Below are 18,717 nucleotides of genomic sequence, written 5' to 3'. Positions count from 1 at the left end.
GAGAGTTCATCGGGCGCCTCCTCCACACTGATGGCTGAATTGGCCGCCATTCTAGCACCAAATCCACGTTTCCCCGTATGCGTCCGGGTTCCCAAATCGGCCCGTTCCTTGCATAATTTTACGCCAAACGCAGTGCACGGTCGCACCAGCAATGGTTCCGTACAGAGGCAAGATGCGTAGGGTCAGTAGTGTTCTCGCGACCAGGAAGTGACGACTTTGCAAGATTCATCGTTCCAGCCCAAATTCTCCGCCCCCAACCAGCCCATCGACGAACTCGCTCTGGCTGAGATCAAGGGCGCGATCCTGGCGAAGCTGCGCCTTGCCATCGGCAAGGATGCGGGCATGGCCACCAAGCACGACTGGTACCAGGCCGCGGCGCTGGCGCTGCGCGATCGCATCGTGCATCGCTGGCTCACGGCCGAGAAGCACAGCTACGATGCGGGGCGCAAGCGGGTCTATTATCTCTCGCTCGAATTCCTGATCGGCCGCCTCTTCAGCGACGCGCTGAACAATATGGGGCTATTGAAGATCTTCGAGGTCGCGCTCGGCGATCTCGGCGTTTCCTTGCCTGAGCTGCGCAAATGCGAGCCGGACGCGGCGCTCGGCAATGGCGGCTTGGGCCGTCTCGCCGCCTGCTTCATGGAAAGCATGGCGACGCTGTCGATCCCTGCGATCGGCTACGGCATCCGTTATGATTACGGCCTGTTCCGTCAGATCATCAATCAGGGCTGGCAGCAGGAATATCCGGACGAATGGCTCGGCTTCGGCAACCCTTGGGAATTGCAGCGGCCCGAAGTGATCTATGACATTCGCTTCGGCGGCGGTGTCGAGCATGTCGAAGACAAGGGCCGCGATCGCGCGATCTGGCATCCGTCCGAGACCGTGCAGGCGATGGCCTATGACACGCCGATCGTCGGCTGGCGCGGCCAGCACGTCAACGCGCTGCGGCTGTGGTCGGCACGCTCGCCCGATCCGTTGAAGCTCGATGCCTTCAACACCGGCGACTATGTCAGCGCCAGCGCCGAGCAGTCGCGCGCGGAAGCGATCTGTAAATTCCTCTACCCGAACGACGAGAGCCCGGCGGGCCGCGAGCTGCGCCTGCGCCAGGAATATTTCTTCGTCTCGGCTTCGCTGCAGGACCTGATCAAGCGGCACCTTGCGTCGGACGGCCAGCTTCGCAGCCTGTCGAGCAAGGTCGCGGTGCAGCTCAACGACACCCATCCGAGCCTGGCCGTCACCGAGCTGATGCGGATCCTGATCGACGACCACAATTTCCGCTGGGACGAGGCCTGGAAGATCACGGTCGCCACGCTGTCCTACACCAACCACACGCTGCTGCCTGAGGCGCTGGAGACCTGGCCGGTCGAGCTGTTCGAACGGCTGTTGCCGCGGCATCTCGAGATCATCTACCGCATCAACGTGCAGCATCTCGCGCTCGCAGAGGCGCGCGCCCCCGGCGACATCGACTTCCGCGCCTCGGTGTCGCTGATCGACGAGCGGAGCGGCCGGCGCGTGCGCATGGGCCAGCTCGCCTTCGTCGGCTCCCACCGCATCAACGGCGTCTCGGCGATGCATTCGGACCTGATGCGGGAGACCGTGTTCCACGACCTCAACCATCTCTACCCCGGCCGCATCACCAACAAGACCAACGGCATCACCTTCCGCCGCTGGCTGATGCTGGCGAACCCGAAACTGACCGATCTGTTGCGCGAGACCTGTGGCGACGCCGTGCTCGATGATCCGACGCAGCTCAGCCTGATCGAGGCCCGCGCCAGCGACGTCGAATTCCAGAAGAGGTTCCGCGCAGTCAAGCTTCACAACAAGACGGCGCTGGCGCGCCTGATCGGCGAGCGCCTCGGCATCAAGGTCGACCCGAACGCGCTGTTCGACGTGCAGATCAAGCGCATCCACGAATACAAGCGCCAGCTTCTCAATGTCATCGAGACGGTCGCGCTGTACCAGGCGATCAAGGACGACCCCAACGGCAACTGGGTGCCGCGGGTGAAGATCTTTGCGGGCAAGGCGGCGGCGAGCTACCGCTACGCCAAGCTGATCATCAAGCTGATCAACGACGTTGCGGAAGTCGTCAACAACGACCCCGCGATCGGCGGCAAGCTCAAGGTCGTCTTCCTGCCCGACTACAATGTCAGCCTCGCCGAGGTGATCATTCCCGCGGCCGACCTCTCCGAGCAGATCTCGACGGCCGGCATGGAAGCCTCCGGCACCGGCAACATGAAGCTGTCGCTCAATGGCGCCCTCACGATCGGCACGCTCGACGGCGCCAACATCGAGATCCGCGACCATGTCGGCGCGGAGAACATCGCGATCTTCGGCATGGAAGCCGGCGATGTCATGATCCGGCGCAAGCAGGGGCTGGACGCCTCCGACGTGATCCGCAATTCGCCGAAGCTCCAGCGCGCCATCAATGCGATCGGCGCCGGCGAATTCTCGCCCGGCGATCCCGGCCGCTTCGAATCGATCGCGCATGCGCTGCGCTATCTCGACCATTACATGGTCAGCGCCGACTTCGATTCTTATTACGAGGCGCAGCGCAGCGTCGATGCGCGCTGGCAGGTGGCGCCGGCCTGGACCCGCGCCTCGATCCTCAACGTCGCGCGCATGGCGTGGTTCTCCTCCGACCGCACCATTCGCGAATACGCCGAGGAGATCTGGAACGTGCCGGTCAACCCCACCACGCCGCTGCTGCCGACCTTGCGCGACGTCGCGGGCTGAATTTCCGCGACGTGAAATCGGTTACTCACGAGGTAATTGCACAAGCCGGCGGCGGACGTGATATGACGTCCGTCATTGAACGCCGGATCGAATAATGCACGCCAAGCTCCCGCACCCTTTCGACGACGCCACCCGCGTCACCGCCGGTGACTCCAGCTGGCAGGGACACACCAGCGACGATTACTGGGCCTTTGTCGGCCCGTTCGGCGGCGCCACCGCCGCGACTATCCTGCGTGCGCTGATCGAGCATCCGGAACGTGCCGGCGACCCGCTGGCGCTCACCGTGAATTACTGCGCGCCGATCGCGAAGGGGCCGTTCGATCTGGACGTGCGGCTGGTGAAGGCTAATCGCTCCAGCCAGCACTGGAGCGTCGAACTGTCGCAAGGCGGCGGCGAGGTCGCAACGCTCGCCACCGCCGTGTTCGCCGAACGCCGGCCGTCCTGGGAGCACAGGGTGGCGCAATATCCCGATGCAAAGCCGTTCGAAGAGACGATGCCGTTCCCGAAGATCGCGGCGTCCTGGGCCAACCAGTACGAATTCCGCTTCGTCGAGGGCGAGATGCGGATCGGCCCGCTCAAGCCCGAGCTCGCCAGCACTTACTCAAAGCTCTGGATCAGTGATCGCGAACCGCGCAAGCTCGACATGCCGTCGCTGATGTCGATGTCGGACGCCTTCTTCGGCCGCATCTTCCACGCGCGACGCGAGCTGGTTCCGTTCGGCACGGTGTCGCTGACGACGTATTTCCACACTGACAGCGAAGAGCTCGCCGCCGAGGACATCACGCGCGTGCTGGCGACGGCCGATTCAAAGATCATGCACAAGAGCTACGCCGACCAGAACGCCGAGCTGTGGTCGCCGAACGGAAGACTGCTCGCGACCACGACGCAGATCGCCTATTTCAAGGCGTAGCTGCTTCCGCGAGTTCGCCATCAATCCAGACTGTTTCCGCGGAGGGATTCTGGATTGCTTCGCTGCGCTCGCAATGACGGTGGAGAGACATCTTGAAAAGCAAAAGGGCGGCCTCGCGGCCGCCCTTTCGAATTTCAAACGACGCAAGCTTACTCCGCCGCGAGCTTCACGTCCGGTGCAGCGGCGCGGACCTCGGCGTCGACCTGGGCTTCGAACTTGGCAAAGTTCTTCTGGAACATGCCGACCAGCGCGCGGGCGGTCTTGTCGAACTCGTCCTTGTCCTTCCAGGTGTTGACCGGGTTGAGGATCTCGCTCGGCACGCCCGGCAGCGCGGTCGGGACCGCGAAGCCGAAATATTTATCGGTGCGGAATTCGACGTTGCGAAGCGAGCCGTCGAGGGCCGCGGTCAGCAGCGCGCGCGTCACCTTGATCGGCATGCGCGAGCCGGTACCGTACTTGCCGCCGGTCCATCCCGTGTTGACCAGCCAGCAGTCGACATTGTGCTGGGCGATCAGGTCGCGCAGCATGTTGCCGTAGACGGAGGGGTCGAGCGGCAGGAAGGGCGAGCCGAAGCAGGTCGAGAATTCCGGCTGCGGCTCATTGCCGAGACCGCGCTCGGTGCCAGCGACCTTGGCGGTGTAGCCCGACAGGAAGTGATACATCGCCTGCGCCGGCGAGAGCTTGGCGATCGGCGGCAGCACGCCGAAGGCGTCGGCGGCGAGCATCACCACGTTCTTCGGCTGCGGTGCGCGGCCGGTGCGCGAGGCGTTCGGGATGAACTCGAGCGGATAGGCCGAGCGCGTATTCTCGGTCTTGGAGCCGTCGTCGAAATCGACCACGCGGGTGTCTTCGTCCAACACGCAGTTCTCGAGCACCGCGCCGAAGCGGGTCGAGGCGGCATAGATCTCGGGCTCGGCTTCCTGCGACAGCTTGATGCACTTGGCGTAGCAGCCGCCTTCGAAGTTGAAGACGCCGTTCGGGCCCCAGCCGTGCTCGTCATCGCCGATCAGCGTGCGGTTCGGATCGGCTGACAGCGTGGTCTTGCCGGTGCCGGACAGGCCGAAGAAGATCGCCGCATCGCCCTTGGCGCCGACATTGGCCGAGCAATGCATCGGCATCACGCCGCGCTCGGGCAGATAGTAGTTCAGCGTGGTGAAGACCGACTTCTTCATCTCGCCGGCATAGTAAGACCCGCCGATCAGCACGATCTTGCGGGCGAAATCGATCGCGACGACATTCTCCGACTTGCAGCCATGGCGCTTCGGATCGGCGCGGAAGCTCGGCATGTCGATGATGGTGAGCTCGGGCACGAACGCCGAGAGCTCGATCGCCTCGGGACGGATCAGCAGCGTGCGGATGAACAGCGAGTGCCAGGCGAGCTCGGTGAAGACGCGGGTCTTGATGCGATAAGCCGGATCGGCGCCGCCATAGAGGTCCTGTGCGAACAGCGACTTGCCTTCGGCGTGCTTGAGGAAGTCCTGGTAGAGCGTCTCGAACTGCTCTGCGGTGATCGACTGGTTGCCGGCCCACCACATCTTCTTGTCGGTGGTGGCGTCACGCACCGTGAATTTGTCCTTGGGGCTGCGGCCGGTGAACTCGCCGGTGTCGGCGCAGAGCGCGCCATCGGCCGACAGCACCGCCTCGCCCGCGGAGAGCGCGTATTGATAGAGTTGCGGCGCACCGAGGTTCCAGTGAACCTGCTTGAGATTCTTTAAGCCGAATTTGTCGGCGCCGAAGGCACCGTTGCGCACGCCCGTCTCTTGCACGAAAAATCCTCCTAGAACCCACTCAGCGCGATCATGCTTGGCGCCGCCGCGGTCACCGTGATTACAGGCCGTTCGGCCTCGGTTGGAACGACCTAATACTGATGAACGCTGGCGTTGCCAAGCTGATCCCTTAGGATTTGGTTTATTCAAGGACCGCGCCAAACGTCGCGCATGTCAGCTCTGAGCAGGCGCATCAAAAAATCGACAATGATCGCGCAACCAAATGTGCGTTTCGGCGTTTCCTGAGGTTATTGCAACGCACAATGTCCAAGACAGCTGAAGGACAATCGCAGCCCGCCCTATCGTACCGCGCCTTCGCCGATGAGCGCGAAGGGCCCCCACATCGCTGGATAGGCGTTGCGCGGAGACGAGGTGTCGTCAACGTAGGTTAACATCGCGCGGCGCAAGGCTTCGGCACGCCCGATTTGTGGTTCGTTTTTGAGCAGCTCGAAAGTCATCGTGGTCAGGCGGGTGGCAGCTTCCGAATCCACGGCCCAATGCGAGACCAGGAGCGCGCGCGCACCGGCGTAGAAGAACGAGCGCGCCAGTCCCGACAGGGCCTCGGCGCCGGGCTTGTCGCCCGCGATGGTGTTGCAGGCCGACAGTACAACCCAATCCGCATTGAGCTTGAGCTGAGCGACTTCACTCGCGGTGAGTAGACCGTCGTCGAGTTCAGTGGGCTGATCGGGAATGGAGAGCGCGAGCGAGGGCTCACCCAGTCCCTTGATGTCGCCGGCAACGAGGCCGTGGGTGGCAAAGTAGATGATGCCGTATTGAGCAAGCGCTGCACGCTTGAGCGTCGTCTCGCTGGCGTCGCGGCCGAGATGAATGTCGGCCTCGGAAGCCCCGACATCCCTGGCCACCGCGTTCAACTCATCGGCGGTGTCGGGCAGTTGCGGCAGCGCCTGCGCAAGCCGCGCGCGATCGACGCCGGCACCGCGCCAGAAATCACTATAGGCGATGGTCGCGATGCTGCGCGCGGCGACCTTGCCGTTCGCGGCGCGCCGCTCGGCGGGCCCTTCCAGTGCAGGATTGAACACGGGATCGCCGAAGCCGGTCATCGGCTTCACGCTTTGATCCCGACGCGCGAAGGCCCGCAGCGATTTCAGACTGCCCACCGACGGCAGCACCGAGACGGCCTGGCGCCGCAGCAGCCAGGCGGCGCCGCGATAGCCTTCGAGCGTGTCCGGGATCGCAGCCTGCGGCTTCTCCGTGACGAGCAGATGAAACGGCAATGCGGTCAGCGCAGCCGACGGCACCACCAGCAGGCTGTGCTTGTGCTTTGTCAACGCCTCGACCGGACCGAGCAGCGCGACATGGAGCTCGTTGGCGAGCGCCAGATCGAACAATCCGGATTTGCCGGAGGCGTCGCGCGCTTTGCCGACGTCGAGTCCCTTGCGGAATGCCGTCACCTTCTGCGTCAGCGCATCCGCGCCGAGTGGGATGGCCTTCCAGTCGACGCCCTCGCGCGTGATCGCGATGACACAGCTCTGCTTGTCGACGACGGAATAGAGCACCATCGCCTCGTCGGCCGACAGCAGCAGCCGGATGTCCTTTGCCGTCAACGGCAGCGGATTGGAGAGTGACGCGTAGTCGGGAAACTCGACCGCGAGCGTCTTCTGCAAGCCCGCACGCTCGTTGGCAATCATTGCAATCCGCGCGCGGCTGCGCTGTTCGGTTGCGAGATCGCGCTGCGCGGATTGCTTCGACACTGCGGCAACGATCGCCTTGTCGAGTGCCTCTGACTCAGCCGCGAGATCCTGATCCCGGCGCACCAGCTCGGCGAGCCGGTCGCTGCCGGCGGCAAGCCGAACCGCGAGCTTGTTCACGGCGGATGCGGCGGAGGATTGCGTGCCGCGCTGGATCGCGGCGAGGGCCTCGTCGAGCGCCTTGTCGCCGGACAGCAGATCTTGTTGGCGCGCGGCGAACAGGACCGGCAAGACGATGCGCAACTGGGCGCGATCGCCCCGAAGAGTCCTTTCCGCGAACGGCAATGCGTCCGCGGCGCGCCCGGCCACGTAGAGGAAATAAGCCAGATTGCCGGTCGAGGTCATGACCTCGGGATGATCGGGCCCGAGTGCATTTTCGCGGATGACCAGCGCGCGACGATAGAGCGGCTCGGCGTCACCGTAGCGCTGCTGGTGCTCGTAGAGGCCGGCGAGATTGTTCAGCGAGCGGGCGACGTCGGGATGATCCGGTCCCAGCACCTTATCCCGGATCGCGAGCGAGCGCTTGATCGGCGCTTCCGCGTCCGCATCGCGATTGAGATCGCGATAGACCTGGCCGAGATTGTTCAGGACGGTGGCCACCGCCGGATGCTCGGAGCCGCCAGCCTTCTGGTAGATCGCGAGCGCCCGCTGAAACAGCGGCTCGGCTTCGGCATAGTGCTGCTGCTTCACATAGAGCGTGGCGAGATTATTGAGTGACTGGCCGACATCGGGATGCTCGCGCGACAATCCCTTCTCGCGAACGGCGAGCGCGCGCTTGAACAGCGGCTCAGCCTCGGCGTAGCGGCTCTGCCGCTGGTAGAGCGCGGCGAGGTTGCTCAGTTCGGCTCCGATCAACGGGGTTTCGAGACCGAGCGACTTTTCCATCAGCATGATGGCGCGCTTGTAGAGCGGCTCCGCCAGATCGTCGTGGCCCTGACCGGCATGAACCTGGCCGAGGTTGTTCAGCGCGGCGGCGAGTTCGCGACCTGTGTCGCTCTTCTCCAGGTTCGCGACCATACCTTGCGCCAAAGGCAGTGCTTCCGAATATCTGCCGGCGCTCATGAGGGTGTTGATCCGCGCGCTCTCCGCGGCGAGACCTTTCTGGGCGACGCTAGGCGTGACAAGCGATGCGGTGATCGCGAGCGTCAAACCCGCAACCAGCGTCCGTCTATTCCATTCTGTCATGACGCTCTCGCCGCCGCCTTCTGACCGGTAACGAACTTGGGTCGCGGCGATGGGCAGCAGCGTTCAATGTGTTGCGCTCTGGTTCATCCTGGTGCGCGCTTCGCCGGCGAGGCGAACCAGCATCTTGCGCAGCGCCGTGCCATCAGCCACCCGCTCCGGAAAATCCAGCCGCAAGACGGTCTGGCCGTCCTGCATGTCGAGGCCCTCCGGGTCGCAGCCGGTGCAGCGCCAGTCGCCCGCGGCAGCACCGAGCAGTTTTGTTGCATAGAGGCCCATGGCCTCGCGGTGGTCGGCATTCATGTGCTCCACCGCGCCCTCCTCCGCCGTCAGCAAGTCCTCGGCCCCCGTGAGGTCGGTCAGGAATTGCTCCGGCTTGAGGTCGACGATCCGGCCGAAGCCGGCGACCAGATGGGTTCCCGTAGGCCGGATCCGAAAGAAAGAGAAATCTTTAAAGGAAACAAAGGCTCCCGCTGAGGGATGAGCATTGAGATACCGTCGCCGGAGCAGATCCTTGTCGGCATCGGCCGGCTCGGCATGGCCGGACAGCATGATCCGGGCACCTTCCAGCGGATCGCCCGCCGCCCGCTCGTCCAGCATCAAGGACACCCGGCTGTCGGCCAGGATGTTCCTGGTGTGCACGGCCAATCCTGAGATCAGCAGGATCGGAGAGCCATCCGGATGGCTCGCCAGATTGACCAGGGAACAATAAGGATCGCCGCTGCCGGCCATCAATGTCGCCAAGGCCCCCTGCCGTGACCGCCGCAGCAGCGATTTGGCGAGCTTTCCGGGGTCGAAGTCGGGGGTCGGTTGCATCGGCTTTCTCGGGTCAGGTGGTTGCATGGAGGGCCTTTTTTCGGGTAAACCGGGGCCCGGTTATGGGTCGAGATGCGGCGAATCTGCCGTGTTTCGTGGAACTTGGTCACACTTCAGCCTAGCTTGCATTGCTCGGTGACAAGGTTCGAATGCCAACATCGGCACCCATGTATGCGGCGCATCAGTGGATTGCTCGCCGTTTTCAAGCCACGACCCAAACGGAAAGCAGAAAGCAGAGGCTCATGCCCACAATCGCTTTGGTCGACGACGACCGCAACATTCTCACATCCGTCTCGATCGCGCTGGAGGCCGAAGGCTATCGCATCATGACCTATACCGACGGCGCCTCAGCGCTCGACGGTTTCCGCACCACCCAGCCCGATCTTGCCATCCTCGACATCAAGATGCCGCGCATGGACGGCATGGAGACGTTGCGCCGGCTGCGGCAGAAATCCGACCTGCCGGTGATCTTCCTGACCTCGAAGGACGAAGAGATCGACGAGCTGTTCGGCCTCAAGATGGGCGCCGACGACTTCATCCGCAAACCGTTCTCGCAGCGCCTGCTGGTCGAGCGCGTCAAGGCGGTGCTGCGCCGTTCGGCGCCGAAGGACCCGACCGTCACGCCGAAGGAGAACGACGCCAAGGCGCTCGACCGCGGCCTGCTGCGCATGGATCCTGAACGGCACACCTGCACCTGGAAAAACGAGCCGGTGACGCTGACCGTCACCGAATTCCTGATCCTGCAGGCGCTCGCGACCCGGCCCGGCGTGGTGAAGAGCCGCAACGCGCTGATGGACGCCGCCTATGACGACCAGGTCTATGTCGACGACCGCACCATCGACAGCCACATCAAGCGGCTGCGCAAGAAGTTCAAGGTGGTCGACAACGAGTTCGAGATGATCGAGACGCTCTACGGCGTCGGCTACCGCTTCAAGGAAGCCTGAGGCGCACGCGCCTCCACGAAAGACCGAGAGCATCGCCGGTTCTGATTCCATCGGGACCGGGATGGCTCTAGGATGCGGGGACCTTCGCACGAGCTGTCCTAACGCGGGCGTGAGCATTGCTTGACCGAACGCAGCCTGACGAGAACCAGAACGCCGAGGACGTCACCGCCCACGGCGCTCCGGATCAATTGGCTGAGGACAAGCTGGCCGTGCGGGGCTGGCGTCCACTGAACTGGTTGAAGCGCGCCGGGCAGTTCTTCTTCGCGCTGTCCTTCTCGAGCCTGACCCGCCGCATCGTCTCGCTCAACCTCGCCGGCCTGGTCGCGCTGGTGGCGAGCATCCTCTATCTGTCGCAATTCCGCGCCGGCCTGATCGACGCGCGCGCGCAGAGCCTGCTGGTGCAGGCGGAGATCATCGCCGGCGCGATCGCGGCGTCCGCGACGGTGCAGACCAACGCCATCACCATCGACCCCGACCGGTTGCTCGACCTCAAGCCGGGCGAGACCTATGGCGGCTCGGACGAGTATTCCCCGCTGGATTTTCCGATCAATCCGGAGCGCGTGGCACCGGTGCTGCGCACGCTGATCTCGCCGACCAAGACGCGCGCCCGCATCTACGACCCGAACGGCAGCCTGCTGGTCGATAGCCGCAGCCTCGATACCGTGGTGCGCTTCCCCCTGCCGTCAGTGTCCGCCGAGAAGCCTGGCATGGTCGAACGCGGCATGGTCGCGGTCCGTACTTGGCTCAATCGCGGCGACCTGCCGCTCTATCGCGAGCTCGGCCCCGAGAACGGCAATGGCTATGCGGAGGTCGGCGACGCGCTCCAGGGCCAGAAGCGCTCGATGGTGCGGGTCAATGCGCGCGGCGAGGTGATCGTCTCTGTCGCGGTCCCCGTGCTGCGCTCGCGCGCCATCCATGGCGCGCTGATGCTGTCGACGCAGGGCGACGACATCGACCAGATGGTCACCGCCGAGCGCCTCGCCATCCTCAAAGTGGGCGGCGTCGCCGCCGCGGTCATGATCATGCTGTCGCTGCTGCTCGCCAGCACGATCGCAGGTCCGGTCCGCCGGCTCGCCGATAGCGCCGAGCTGATCCGCCGCCGGATCAGGACCCGCGTCGAAATTCCCGACTTCACCCGTCGTCGCGACGAGATCGGCCATCTCTCCGGTGCGCTGCGCGACATGACCAGTGCACTCTACAGCCGCATCGAAGCGATCGAGATGTTCGCCGCCGACGTCGCGCACGAATTGAAGAACCCGTTGACCTCGTTGCGCTCCGCGGTCGAGACGTTGCCGCTGGCGCGCAACGAGAACAGCCGCGCGCGCCTGCTCGAGGTGATCGAGCATGACGTCAAGCGGCTCGACCGGCTGATCTCGGACATCTCCGACGCCAGCCGTCTCGATGCAGAACTGCAGCGCCAGGATGCGATTCCGGTCGACCTGCGCCGCCTGCTGACGACGCTCGTCTCCGTCGCCAATGAAACCAAGCTCGGCCATGACGTCGCGGTCGAAATGCGTTTCGAGGGCCGCAGCCCGACCGACAATTTCGCCGTGACCGGCCACGATTCGCGACTCGGACAAGTGGTCTCCAACCTGCTCTCGAACGCACAGTCCTTCTCCGAGCCCGGCAACAAGGTGCGCCTCACCTGCCGCCGCGTACGCGGAGAGATCGAGATCGTGGTCGACGACGACGGCCCCGGAATCCGCGACGACGCGCTGGAGCGCATCTTCGAGCGCTTCTACACCGACCGCCCTCATCAGGGCTTTGGCCAGAACTCCGGCCTTGGCCTGTCGATCTCCAAGCAGATCGTCGACGCACATGGCGGACGCATCTGGGCGGAGAACCGCCTCGGCCCGGCGGACGAGGACGGCGCGCCCAGTGTTGTCGGCGCGCGTTTCGTGGTGAGGCTGCCGGCGCTATGAGCGACGGTGGCCCCAGCGTTCACGCCTCGGCGGTCAAGGTTGGAGATCTGGCGGTGCTGATCCGCGGGCCCTCGGGCTCCGGCAAGTCGCGCCTTGCCTTCGATTTGATCATGGCAGGACGCAGCGGCGTGCTCGAAACGGCCGTTCTGGTCGGTGATGACCGTGTCCATCTGGCGACAGTCGGCCGCGAAATTGAGGTCCGCCCCGCCCCGGTTCTGGCCGGCCTGATCGAGATCCGGGGGCTGGGAATCCGCCGCTGCGACTTTGTGGAGCATGCGACCGTCGGCCTCGTGGTCGATCTGGACGCCGCGGATGCGGAGCGGCTGCCGCCGGCCCAATCCCTGAAAACAGCCATTTTAGGTGTCGAAATACCACGAATCCCAGTCGGCCGCGACTATTTGCCCCTTCCTCTGGTTGTCGCGGCCTTGACCACTACCAAGAGTTCATCTCCCGTTAACCCTTCAGGCGATTGTTTGAAGGGAAATGGTAACCATATGAACCCCACACTCGCGACCGAATAGACCGGCGCAGCTCCCCTTATCCATCCGTCTAGATTCAGGGAGATACGCAACATCCCCTCTTGCGCGGGGGCTCTGGATGGTCAAAGTGGCGCGTTCGTGCGGTGCACCAAAAGCGCCCGCGAGGAGTTTTCCGATGATTGGTCTAGTACTTGTGACCCACGGGCGCCTTGCCGACGAATTCAAGGCAGCGCTTGAACATGTCATGGGCCCACAAAAGCAAATCGAAGCGATCACGATCGGCGCCGAAGATGATTCCGATCTCTGTCGAAGCGACATTATCGAGGCGGTTAACCGCGTCGATTCCGGCGACGGCGTCGCGATCCTCACCGACATGTTCGGCGGCACGCCGTCCAATTTGGCAATATCCTGCATGAGCCGGCCGAAGGTCGAAGTGCTCGCGGGCATCAACCTTCCCATGCTGGTGAAGCTCGCCAAGGTGCGCGAGGAGCGTCCGCTCCCCGACGCGATCGCGATGGCCCAGGAAGCCGGCCGCAAATACGTCACCATCGCCAGCCGCGTCCTCGCCGGCAAATGAGCGACGAGGCGCCGCAAGCCGGGACGGGCGTGCCCGCGGGCGCGATCTCCAAGGACCTCCTGATCATCAACAAGCGCGGCCTGCACGCGCGGGCCTCCGCCAAGTTCGTTCAGGCCGTCGAGCGTTTCAGCGCGCAGGTCTGGGTGACGCGCGGCGGCGAAACCGTCGGCGGCACCTCGATCATGGGCCTGATGATGCTCGCCGCCGGTCCCGGCACCACCATCACGGTCGCCGCGTCCGGCGATGATGCCGAGGCCGCGCTCGCGGCGATCACCGAACTCGTTGAAAGCAAATTCAACGAGGAAGGGATTTAGGCGGATTCGCTTCGATCAATTCCCCGGCGGCGCGATGTAGATGTTCCAGCTCATCGACGGACCGGCTTTGCCGTGAGTGAAACGGCGCGTCGTCATTACGATGCGCTCGGCCTTCGGCGCAACTTCGGACACCCATTTTTCGAACGCCGGCAGGCGACCATCGGCCGGGTCGAACACGCCGATGAAGCCGTATCGCTTGACGTCATCGGGCGAAATCAATCCGGACCCCCAGGCCTCGAGCGGCGTGAACGCGGCCGGATGATCCGGGCTGTAGAACACCATCGGCTGGATCGATTCCATGGTGCCGGCGACGACCGCCCAGTGCGAGGCGAAGCGCGCGTGCCAGGCCTGCGTCAGCTCGCGCGCGAGATCCGAGCGCGCGCCGTAAGTCGCCGTATTGCCGGCATTGGCCGCCATCTCGCGGGCGGCGATCCAGGGCGAGGCAATGAGCGTGGCAACGCTGAGCACGAGCCAGATCGCGACAATGTTGAACAGCGCAGCGCTCTGCACCCGCAACGCCGGGATCGCGACCAGCGCCAAGGGCACCAGGAAGAACAGCGAGATGCCCCAATCGGTCTTCATGTAGATGCTGAAGGCCAGCGCGCCGAGCGCGGGGCCGACCGCGACGATGATCTGGATGAGCCAGACGTTGCGCGCCTGCGAAAGGTTCACGCTGGAATTCGCGCCGCGCGCCCAGTCCCGCGTGACGATGCGCAAGGGCGCACGCAGGAGCAGCCTGAACCAAGGTGGCACCAGCGCCATCGCCAGCGCGGCCAGCGCCACCGGCAATGCCAGCAGCGCGACATTATGCAGGGCATAGCCGGTCACGAGCTGATGCACCTGGCCGCTGTCCTCGAGGCTGTAGGTATCGCCGGCATAGGTCAGCGGCACGAAATGCGCGTCCGCCAGCCACACGATGTGCGGGATCATCGCCACCACCATCGTCGCGATCGCAACCCACGGTGCCGGCGACGACAGGAATCTCATTCGCTCCGGATGGATCAGCGCGGCAAGCCCGATGGCGCCGATCATGGTCAGCACCCAGTATTTGGTCATCAGCGCCAGCGCGCCGGCAAGGCCGAGCAACACTCCGGACTGCCAGCTCCGCTTCTCGAACGCATTGAGATAAGCGAGCACGAGGAGCGGCAAGGTGACGAGCTGGAGCAGGTCGGGATTGTACTTGAAACCCTTGAAATTGAAGATCGGGTAGAGCGCGACCATCACCACGACCAGGAACGCGCGCCGCGCATCCACGACGCGCAGCGCGATGAGCCAGCAGATCACCATACCGGTGCCGACGGTCGCCATCGCCAGCGCATAGGTCGCCCAGTCCGTCGGCGGGAACACTGTGAACCAGAGGCCGGCGACCCAGCCCGACAGCGGCGGGTGCTTGCCATAGCCCCAGAGGAATTTCTGCCCCCAGCCCCAGGCTTCCGCGACGTCCATGTGAACGTCCTGCGCTGCCTTGAGATTGATCAGGATGAAGGTCCAGAGCACCGCATGCAGGATGGCGAGCTGGATCACCAGCCAGAGGCGCGCCTCGGGGCGGGTCGCGCTGGCAACCAGCCAGGCGCGAAAGCGGGCATAGCTCACCCGGGTCTTCGCGCGCGCTCGGGCAGACGGGATCGAGGTCGTCGTCATGGGCCTGGACATCAGGCGTTGCGTAGCGCGTTTCGGGCCTTCGTGGAATCAGCTTGGCGTGAACAAAGGCCCTGAAATTACAGCAATATGGTTGCCGCACGGGGGTGTGAGTGGTATCCCGCGCCCATGACGACCGTCCCCATTTCCAACATCCGCAATTTCTCCATCGTCGCCCATATCGACCATGGCAAATCGACGCTGGCCGACCGCCTGATCCAGATGACCGGCGGCCTCACCGACCGGGAAATGGCGGGCAAGGAGCAGGTGCTCGATTCCATGGATATCGAGCGCGAGCGCGGCATCACCATCAAGGCGCAGACAGTGCGCCTCGCCTACCGCGCCAAGGACGGCAAGGATTACATCTTCAACCTGATGGACACGCCCGGCCATGTCGACTTCGCCTACGAAGTGTCGCGGTCGCTGGCGGCCTGCGAGGGTTCCCTGCTGGTGGTCGACGCCAGCCAGGGCGTGGAGGCACAGACGCTCGCCAACGTCTACCACGCGCTCGATGCGGGGCATGAGATCGTTCCGGTCCTGAACAAGGTCGACCTTCCCGCCGCAGAGCCGGAGAAGGTCAAGCAGCAGATCGAGGACGTCATCGGCATCGACGCCTCCGAGTCCGTGATGATCTCGGCCAAGACCGGCCTCGGCGTGCCCGATGTGCTGGAAGCGATCGTCACCCGCCTGCCGCCGCCGAAGGGTGATCGCGAAGCGACGCTGAAGGCGTTGCTCGTCGACAGCTGGTACGACGTCTATCTCGGCGTGGTGGTGCTGATCCGCGTCGTCGACGGCGTCATGAAGAAGGGCAGCCGGGTCCGCATGATGGGCACGGGCGCGGCCTATGACATCGAGCGCGTCGGCTTCTTTACCCCGAAGATGACGCAGGTCGACGAGCTCGGCCCCGGCGAGATCGGCTTCATCACCGCCGCGATCAAGGAAGTGGCCGACACCCGTGTCGGCGATACCATCACCGACGACAAGAAGCCGGTCACCGAGATGCTGGCGGGCTTCAAGCCGGCCATTCCCGTGGTGTTCTGCGGCCTGTTCCCCGCCGACGCCGACGACTTCGAGACCTTGCGCGCGGCGATGGGCAAGCTGCGCCTCAACGATGCCAGCTTCTCCTACGAGATGGAGACCTCGGCCGCACTCGGCTTCGGCTTCCGCTGCGGCTTCCTCGGGCTGTTGCACCTGGAGATCATCCAGGAGCGTCTGTCGCGCGAATTCGATCTCAACCTGATCGCGACCGCGCCGAGCGTGATCTACAAGATGAGCCTGACCGACGGACAGGAAATCTCGATTCACAATCCCGTCGACATGCCTGATGTGGTCAAGATCGCGGAGATCCAGGAGCCCTGGATCGAGGCCACGATCCTCACCCCCGACGAATATCTCGGCAGCGTGCTGAAGCTGTGCCAGGACCGCCGCGGCTCGCAGAAGGAGCTGACCTATGTCGGCTCCCGCGCCATGGTGAAATACGATCTGCCGCTCAACGAGGTCGTGTTCGACTTCTACGACCGCCTGAAGTCGGTCTCCAAGGGCTACGCCTCGTTCGACTATCATCTCACCGACTACAAGCCGGCCGATCTGGTCAAGATGCAGATCCTGGTCAACAACGAGCCGGTCGACGCACTCTCGATGCTGGTGCATCGCACCCGCGCCGAGGGGCGCGGCCGCGCCATGGTTGAGAAGATGAAGGATTTGATCCCGCCGCACATGTTCCAGATCCCGATCCAGGCGGCGATCGGCGGCAAGGTGATCGCGCGAGAGACGGTGCGCGCGCTGCGCAAGGACGTCACCGCAAAGTGCTACGGCGGCGACATCACGCGTAAGCGCAAACTTCTGGAGAAGCAGAAGGAAGGCAAGAAGAAGATGCGGCAGTTCGGCAAGGTCGACATCCCGCAGGAAGCCTTCATCGCCGCGTTGAAGGTGGACAGCTGAGGCGACGGCTTTAGGCCGCCGCGAGCGCGGCGAGACAGGTCCGGTCCGCGCTTTTCGGGACCGAAAACAAAAAAACGCGAAAACAACCCCATGCACAGTAGCGAGGGGCTTGTTCGGATTGAACTTTTGATTTTCAGAATTTCGTTTGACTCGTCGGGCAAAACAGGGGCATGATGGCATCATGCAGCACGTGGCAATGCCGTGCGCATGAGAGGCAGCATCGGCCTCCCGACGCTTTGGGAAGATGTGGGCTTCAGGCGAATTGCTTCTACGCCGGTGGAAGCATCACTCCCGTCAACTCGCCCAGCCTGTCCAGAAGCCGCTCCTGAAAATCGGGATCAACTGCTTCGTGCGCCGGCTCTTGTTGCCGGAGGTCATGCCAGTAACGACCGCTGACCAGGGCGGCGGGATCATCGCTCACAGCGAGCCAGGTCTGCGTCCGTTGTCCGGTGGCCACGCCGACCGGCGCTCCGGCACCGCCCATTTTGGTGCGCGCCCAGCCGGGATCGACGGCGTTGCTCAGCACCTGCGGCCAACGCCGCGCCAAGGCAAAGGCCAGTGCGACCATGTGCAGTTTGCTCTCCGCGTACGCCTTGGCCGGATCCCAGGTTCGCCTCGTCCAGTCGAGATCGCTCAACGATCCCTCTCCGCCGCGATGTAGTCCGCTGCTGAGATACACCAGCCGATCGGGGCGCTTCATCAGGGCGGTGAGCAAATAGGGCGCGAGCGTGTTGATTGCCAGGGTGGTGGCGTGGCCTTCGGGCGTCGGGCCGCGGCTGCGCTCGGTATAGACCCCGGCGTTGTGGATGACCGCGTCCATTCGTCCGATTGCGTTGACCTGATCTGCCACGTGTCTCGTCTGGGCGGCGCTCTTGAGATCGCCGATCACGACCCGTGCGGAATGCGATTCAAGCTCGGAGATTGCGGTCGCACGTTCCGCTGATCGTGCGTGCAGGACGACCTGGTGGCCCTGTTCGAGCAGAGACTGGGCAGCTGCGCGGCCCAGACCGTCCGTGCTGCCGGTGATGAAGACGATTGCCATTGCCGCTCCTGTTCGACCCCCGCTTCGGCGCCTGCGTCGAAACCTCAAGGAGAATGCAACATGTTCGACTGATCATGCCGTGGCGCAAGGAGCGCCGAACGAAGACATCACAACCGAACAATCTTCCGGGATGCGCATTAACATCCGATAAGTTGGGAATGACCGCATGTCGAATTTCGTCATGCTGCTGGTCGAGGACGACTCACTCCAGCGCGAAGTTCTGTCCGACCTTCTCAAGGACGAAGGGTTCGAAGTCGTCGAGTGCGCCACTGCGGAAGCCGCGGAGCTTATCGTGGCCTCGACGGGCACGGAGCTGCGGGCGCTCATCACCGATCACAACCTCGCAGGGAGAATGACCGGGCTTGAGCTCGCAGAATACGCTCGCAGTGCTCATCCGGGGCTCAACATCGTGCTGATGTCCGGGACGGTGATGGCGCCGCTGCCGCCCAACACGACCTTTTTGCGCAAGCCGTTTGCGCCCGCCCATTTGCTGGCGGCCGTGTAGAACCAGGATGCTCTCGAAGGTCATCCGCCCGAATTTTCTGCGCCGACGGTGTTCTCGCTCTCCGGCACCGTTAGCCGGACGGAATGACCCTGCCGCATGGCGAGCGATGCCGCGGCCACAGCCGCCTCGAAAGCGGCTTCCTTGGTCTGGTAAGTGTTCCGGATTTCGCCATCGTGGTCGACGTGCCAGGCACCGTCCCTGCCAACAATATCATAGGCTGCGAGGCCCATAGTCTATCC

Annotated in this window: 15 protein-coding genes; 9 read left to right on the top strand and 6 right to left on the bottom strand. The window is 64.0% G+C overall.

Annotated features, from left to right (window positions below; translation table 11 throughout):
* Positions 1-207 precede the first annotated feature (207 nt).
* On the top strand, positions 208-2,733 hold the full coding sequence (locus IVB42_RS03870) for a glycogen/starch/alpha-glucan phosphorylase (RefSeq protein ID WP_247469765.1): 2,526 nt from the start codon (positions 208-210) through the stop codon (positions 2,731-2,733).
* A 94-nt stretch (positions 2,734-2,827) separates the two neighbouring features.
* Entirely contained in the window at positions 2,828-3,643 is an 816-nt protein-coding gene (locus IVB42_RS03865; RefSeq protein ID WP_018460051.1) for a thioesterase family protein, read from the top strand.
* A gap of 149 nt (positions 3,644-3,792) precedes the next feature.
* On the opposite strand, the gene IVB42_RS03860 is transcribed toward IVB42_RS03865, so the two are convergent.
* The 3 genes from IVB42_RS03860 to IVB42_RS03850 all read right to left on the bottom strand — a co-directional run bounded on the left by IVB42_RS03860 (position 3,793) and on the right by IVB42_RS03850 (position 9,116).
* On the bottom strand, positions 3,793-5,409 hold the full coding sequence (locus tag IVB42_RS03860) for a phosphoenolpyruvate carboxykinase (protein WP_018460052.1): 1,617 nt from the start codon (positions 5,407-5,409) through the stop codon (positions 3,793-3,795).
* A gap of 299 nt (positions 5,410-5,708) precedes the next feature.
* Positions 5,709-8,303 (bottom strand): CHAT domain-containing tetratricopeptide repeat protein, encoded by a 2,595-nt coding sequence (locus IVB42_RS03855; RefSeq protein ID WP_026233933.1) that lies wholly within the window; start codon positions 8,301-8,303, stop codon positions 5,709-5,711.
* A gap of 63 nt (positions 8,304-8,366) precedes the next feature.
* Positions 8,367-9,116: a DUF2470 domain-containing protein gene (locus IVB42_RS03850; protein WP_026233934.1), complete on the bottom strand. Its 750-nt coding sequence runs from the start codon at positions 9,114-9,116 to the stop codon at positions 8,367-8,369.
* 242 nt (positions 9,117-9,358) lie between these two features.
* Here IVB42_RS03850 and IVB42_RS03845 point away from each other — a divergent pair, with 242 nt between their 5' ends.
* The 5 genes from IVB42_RS03845 to IVB42_RS03825 all read left to right on the top strand — a co-directional run bounded on the left by IVB42_RS03845 (position 9,359) and on the right by IVB42_RS03825 (position 13,352).
* Positions 9,359-10,060, top strand: coding sequence for a response regulator transcription factor (locus IVB42_RS03845; RefSeq protein ID WP_007597749.1), 702 nt, complete (start codon positions 9,359-9,361; stop codon positions 10,058-10,060).
* A gap of 116 nt (positions 10,061-10,176) precedes the next feature.
* Positions 10,177-11,982 (top strand): sensor histidine kinase, encoded by a 1,806-nt coding sequence (locus tag IVB42_RS03840; protein WP_018460056.1) that lies wholly within the window; start codon positions 10,177-10,179, stop codon positions 11,980-11,982.
* Positions 11,979-12,503 (top strand): HPr kinase/phosphatase C-terminal domain-containing protein, encoded by a 525-nt coding sequence (locus IVB42_RS03835; protein ID WP_018460057.1) that lies wholly within the window; start codon positions 11,979-11,981, stop codon positions 12,501-12,503. Before IVB42_RS03840 ends, IVB42_RS03835 begins: the two co-directional genes overlap by 4 nt.
* 133 nt (positions 12,504-12,636) lie before the next feature.
* Positions 12,637-13,038 carry a PTS sugar transporter subunit IIA gene (locus IVB42_RS03830; protein ID WP_007597752.1) on the top strand — a complete coding sequence of 134 codons (402 nt, stop codon included), beginning with the start codon at positions 12,637-12,639 and terminating at the stop codon, positions 13,036-13,038.
* On the top strand, positions 13,035-13,352 hold the full coding sequence (locus IVB42_RS03825) for an HPr family phosphocarrier protein (RefSeq protein WP_018460059.1): 318 nt from the start codon (positions 13,035-13,037) through the stop codon (positions 13,350-13,352). Before IVB42_RS03830 ends, IVB42_RS03825 begins: the two co-directional genes overlap by 4 nt.
* Before the next feature lie 15 nt (positions 13,353-13,367).
* Here IVB42_RS03825 and IVB42_RS03820 read toward each other — a convergent pair whose 3' ends face one another.
* Positions 13,368-14,993, bottom strand: a complete 1,626-nt coding sequence (locus tag IVB42_RS03820) for a glycosyltransferase family 39 protein (protein WP_026233935.1) — start codon at positions 14,991-14,993, stop codon at positions 13,368-13,370.
* 126 nt (positions 14,994-15,119) lie between these two features.
* On the opposite strand from IVB42_RS03820, the gene lepA reads away from it, so the two are divergent.
* Positions 15,120-16,931, top strand: coding sequence for a translation elongation factor 4 (gene lepA, locus IVB42_RS03815; protein WP_018460061.1), 1,812 nt, complete (start codon positions 15,120-15,122; stop codon positions 16,929-16,931).
* A 268-nt stretch (positions 16,932-17,199) separates the two neighbouring features.
* Here lepA and IVB42_RS03810 read toward each other — a convergent pair whose 3' ends face one another.
* On the bottom strand, positions 17,200-17,973 hold the full coding sequence (locus IVB42_RS03810) for an SDR family NAD(P)-dependent oxidoreductase (RefSeq protein ID WP_018460062.1): 774 nt from the start codon (positions 17,971-17,973) through the stop codon (positions 17,200-17,202).
* Between the two features lie 166 nt (positions 17,974-18,139).
* Between IVB42_RS03810 and IVB42_RS03805 the strand changes: the two genes are divergently transcribed.
* Positions 18,140-18,478, top strand: a complete 339-nt coding sequence (locus tag IVB42_RS03805) for a response regulator (protein ID WP_018460063.1) — start codon at positions 18,140-18,142, stop codon at positions 18,476-18,478.
* A gap of 20 nt (positions 18,479-18,498) precedes the next feature.
* Here IVB42_RS03805 and IVB42_RS03800 read toward each other — a convergent pair whose 3' ends face one another.
* Positions 18,499-18,708, bottom strand: coding sequence for a hypothetical protein (locus IVB42_RS03800; RefSeq protein WP_085352004.1), 210 nt, complete (start codon positions 18,706-18,708; stop codon positions 18,499-18,501).
* Between the last annotated feature and the right edge of the window lie 9 nt (positions 18,709-18,717).

This window comes from Bradyrhizobium sp. 45 (assembly GCF_023073155.1).
GTDB lineage: Bacteria > Pseudomonadota > Alphaproteobacteria > Rhizobiales > Xanthobacteraceae > Bradyrhizobium > Bradyrhizobium canariense_D.
This window is presented reverse-complemented; position numbering and strand designations above follow the sequence as displayed.